The 3,419-nt window shown below is 36.9% G+C and carries 3 protein-coding genes; all 3 read left to right on the top strand.

Annotated features, from left to right (window positions below; translation table 11 throughout):
• Window positions 1-63 precede the first annotated feature (63 nt).
• On the top strand, window positions 64-1,026 hold the full coding sequence (locus U9P79_05625) for a patatin-like phospholipase family protein (protein ID MEA2104102.1): 963 nt from the start codon (window positions 64-66) through the stop codon (window positions 1,024-1,026).
• Window positions 1,023-2,246 carry an FtsX-like permease family protein gene (locus U9P79_05620; GenBank protein MEA2104101.1) on the top strand — a complete coding sequence of 408 codons (1,224 nt, stop codon included), beginning with the start codon at window positions 1,023-1,025 and terminating at the stop codon, window positions 2,244-2,246. Before U9P79_05625 ends, U9P79_05620 begins: the two co-directional genes overlap by 4 nt.
• 1 nt (window position 2,247) lies before the next feature.
• Window positions 2,248-3,419 (top strand): FtsX-like permease family protein (locus U9P79_05615; GenBank protein ID MEA2104100.1); only part of this gene is annotated, 1,172 nt, incomplete at its 3' end.

Below are 3,419 nucleotides of genomic sequence, written 5' to 3'. Positions count from 1 at the left end.
AGTGAATATTGCTTTTATAAATCTACAGTAAACAAAAATTGTAAATACAACTCGTAAAAAATTATGAAATGGAAACATATATTATCACTGCACTCTAAAAAGAAAAAAGTGGGTTTAGTTCTTGGTAGCGGCGGTGCAAAAGGATTATCTCATATCGGTGTGATAAAATTTTTAGAAGAAATGAATGTAAAAATTGATTTTATTACCGGTTCAAGTATTGGAGCTTTGATTGGAGGTGCCTACGCCAGCGGATTAAGTATCAACAAAATTGAAGATATTGCTTTAGCAATCGATTTGAAAACCACCGCAAAACTTTTTTCCCCTGGATTTGGAAAATCGGGATTGGTTACGGGATCAAAGGTACAGGAATTTTTAGCATCTACATTTGGTAACAAAAACATTGAAGATTTGAAAATTCCATTTGTAGCCATAGCAACCGATATAATTACCGGAAAAGAAATCCATCTTAATAAAGGTTATTTGGCAGAAGCAATCCGCGCCAGCATTTCAATTCCTGTCGTTTTTCAACCGGTAATCTGGAATAATATCGTTCTCGTTGACGGCGGTCTGGTCAATCCTGTGCCGATTAACTTAGGTCGTGAAATGGGAGCGGATTACATTATTGCAGTTAATGTCCTTGCATCAAAAAATAAACCTTCGGCAACAATTGATAAAAAATTTGACAGCAAAATTGATTTGGAGAAACCACTTGAAATCATTCCTGTTCTCCAAAAAAAACTCGAAGACTTGATAATAGATCATAAATGGATAAAAACTTTTATTAAACACAACGAGACGGAAAATTTGCCCGGAATTAAAAAAATATTTAATCGATCGGTTCAGATTACTCAGGAAAAATTGGTTGAGTTATCTGTCGAATTATATGAACCGGATGTTTTAATCGAACCGGAAGTAGAAAATATTAATATATTCGATTTTTATAAAGCAGAAGAAATAATCAAAAGGGGATATAAAGCTGCCGAAACAGTTTTAAAAAAAAATAAAATCGGGAAAATCCCCCAATGATCTCATTAATAAAAATCGCTTGGCGAAATCTTTGGAGGAACAAACGGCGGACACTCATCACACTTGCTTCAGTCCTGTTCGCAGTTCTTTTCGCATTGATTATGCGGTCTCTCCAACTCGGAACTTATGGTAGTATGGAAAAAAACGCAGTTTCCCTTTTCACCGGTTACATTCAAATCCACGCTAATGGATATTGGGAAAATAAATCTATAAATAAAACTTTTGCTAATTCCGACAAAATCGAGCAGCAAATTCAGTCGGTATCAGCTGTTTCACAAATCGCACCGAGATTGGAATCTTTTGCTCTTGGCTCATCCGGCAATCGCACCAAAGGTGTGGTGGTTGTGGGAACAAATCCAGTTTGGGAGAACAATTTCACAAAACTGAAATCACGCGTTGTCAAAGGAAAATATCTCACAGAAAATGATCAGGGAATTCTGGTTGCGGAAGATTTGGCAAAATATCTAAAAGTTACTGTGGGTGACACATTGGTACTTTTGGGGCAAGGTTACCATGGCATGACAGCTGCCGGAGCATATCCTGTCAATGGGATTATCCGTTTTCCTACCCCGCAATTAAACAGACAAATGGTTTATATGACATTGCCAAATGCACAATATTTCTATGCTGCCACCAATCAACTTACTTCAATAGCAATGATGATCTATCAACCTCGCAAAATTAATAAAACAGTAAGTGAATTGCAAACAAAAATTGGGAAAGACTACGAAGTAATGAGTTGGAAAAAAATGATGCCGGGATTTGTTCAGGAAATTCAGAGCGATAACGCCGGTGGATTATTTATGCTCGGTATTCTCTATATTGTGATTGCGTTTGGAATATTCGGAACTATTCTGATGATGACAATGGAGCGGAAAAGAGAATTCGCCGTGATGATTGCCGTGGGAATGCAACGAGGCAGATTAGCATTTATCGTTTTTGTTGAAACGATATTTTTAGGATTATTAGGAATTTTATCCGGTATAATTGTTAGCCTGCCTATTTTAATCTATGCGTATCACCATCCAATTCAACTAACCGGGCAAGCAGCAGAGGCGATGACACAATTCGGAGCGGAACCGATAATGCCATTTGCACTCCGCCTTGATTTTTATGCTAATCAAAGTTTGACGGTGATGATCCTGACTGTGATTGCAGTATTATATCCTCTTATCATCATAAACAGACTTACAGTAATCGAGGGATTGAGAGGTAAATGAGATGATGATTTTAGCTATTGCTTGGAAAAATGTTTGGAGAAATAAATTAAGAAGCTTAGTCGTCATCATCGCAGTTACTCTTGGGCTTTTCGGAGGAATATTTACCCTCGGGATTATGAACGGGATGCAGGAACAGCTGGTAAATTCTTCCATTGAAACCGAGATTTCAAACATTCAAATTCATAATCCAAAATTTTTGGCGAACAATGAAGTGAAATTTACCATCAAAGATGTAATCCCAAAACTTGTATATATTGCCAATCTGCCCCAAGTAAAGGCAGCTTCCAAAAGGATCAAAGCAACCGCGATGGCTAGCACCGCAATTACCGGAACAGGAGTTTTAATCAATGGAATTATTCCAGAACAAGAAAAACGGGTAACAAATCTTTGGACAAAAATCATTAAGGGAAATTATTTTGAAACGAAAACAAGAGTTCCTCCAACCGTGATCGGTGAAAAACTTGCTTCCAAGTTAAAAGCAAAAGTCAATTCAAAAATTGTGATTACAATTCAAGATATGACAGGAATCATAACTTACGGTGCTTTCCGTGTTGTGGGAATTTATAGAACTCAGGATAGCAATTTTGACGAGCGTATGATTTTCGTTAAAAATGAAGATATATTAAACCTGATAGGACTCGCTCCATCGCAAACTTCCGAGATTGCCATTCTCCTCAACAATAATAGTGAAACCGATGAAGTTACTGCAAAATTAAAGCACAAATTTCCAAACTTAGATGTTCAATCATGGAAAACAATTCAACCGTCACTAATTATGATGACTGTCTTGATGCAGCAGATGAGTTACCTTTTCCTTGCAATCATTCTAATTGCTCTGGCATTTGCGATTATCAATACAATGTTGATGGTGGTTATGGAGCGTATGCGGGAAATCGGGATGCTTATGGCTATCGGAATGAACAAAGCAAAAATTTTCGGAATGATTATGGTAGAAACTATTTTCTTATCAATTGTGGGGGGAATTGTGGGAATTATCATTAGCGCTGTTACTATTAGTTATTTTGGTCAATATGGTATTAATTTTGCAATTGTCTCCAAAGGATTATCCTCCCTCGGTTATGCATCAATTGCCTATCCTATCGTCAGTGCAAAATTTTATTTCATAATCGCAATCATGGTGGTAATCACGGCAATTATTTCATCGTTTTATCC

It is taken from the genome of Candidatus Cloacimonadota bacterium (assembly GCA_034661015.1).
Lineage (GTDB): Bacteria > Cloacimonadota > Cloacimonadia > JGIOTU-2 > JGIOTU-2 > JAYEKN01.
The sequence above is the reverse complement of the archived record's forward strand: the minus strand, read 5'-3'. Positions and strand labels throughout refer to the sequence as shown.

What these genes read in the sequence shown, in the direction of transcription:
- U9P79_05620 (MEA2104101.1), top strand. Translation starts at nt 1,023, where the DNA reads ATGATCTCATTAATAAAAATCGCTTGGCGAAATCTTTGGAGGAACAAA.
- U9P79_05625 (MEA2104102.1), top strand. Translation starts at nt 64, where the DNA reads ATGAAATGGAAACATATATTATCACTGCACTCTAAAAAGAAAAAAGTG.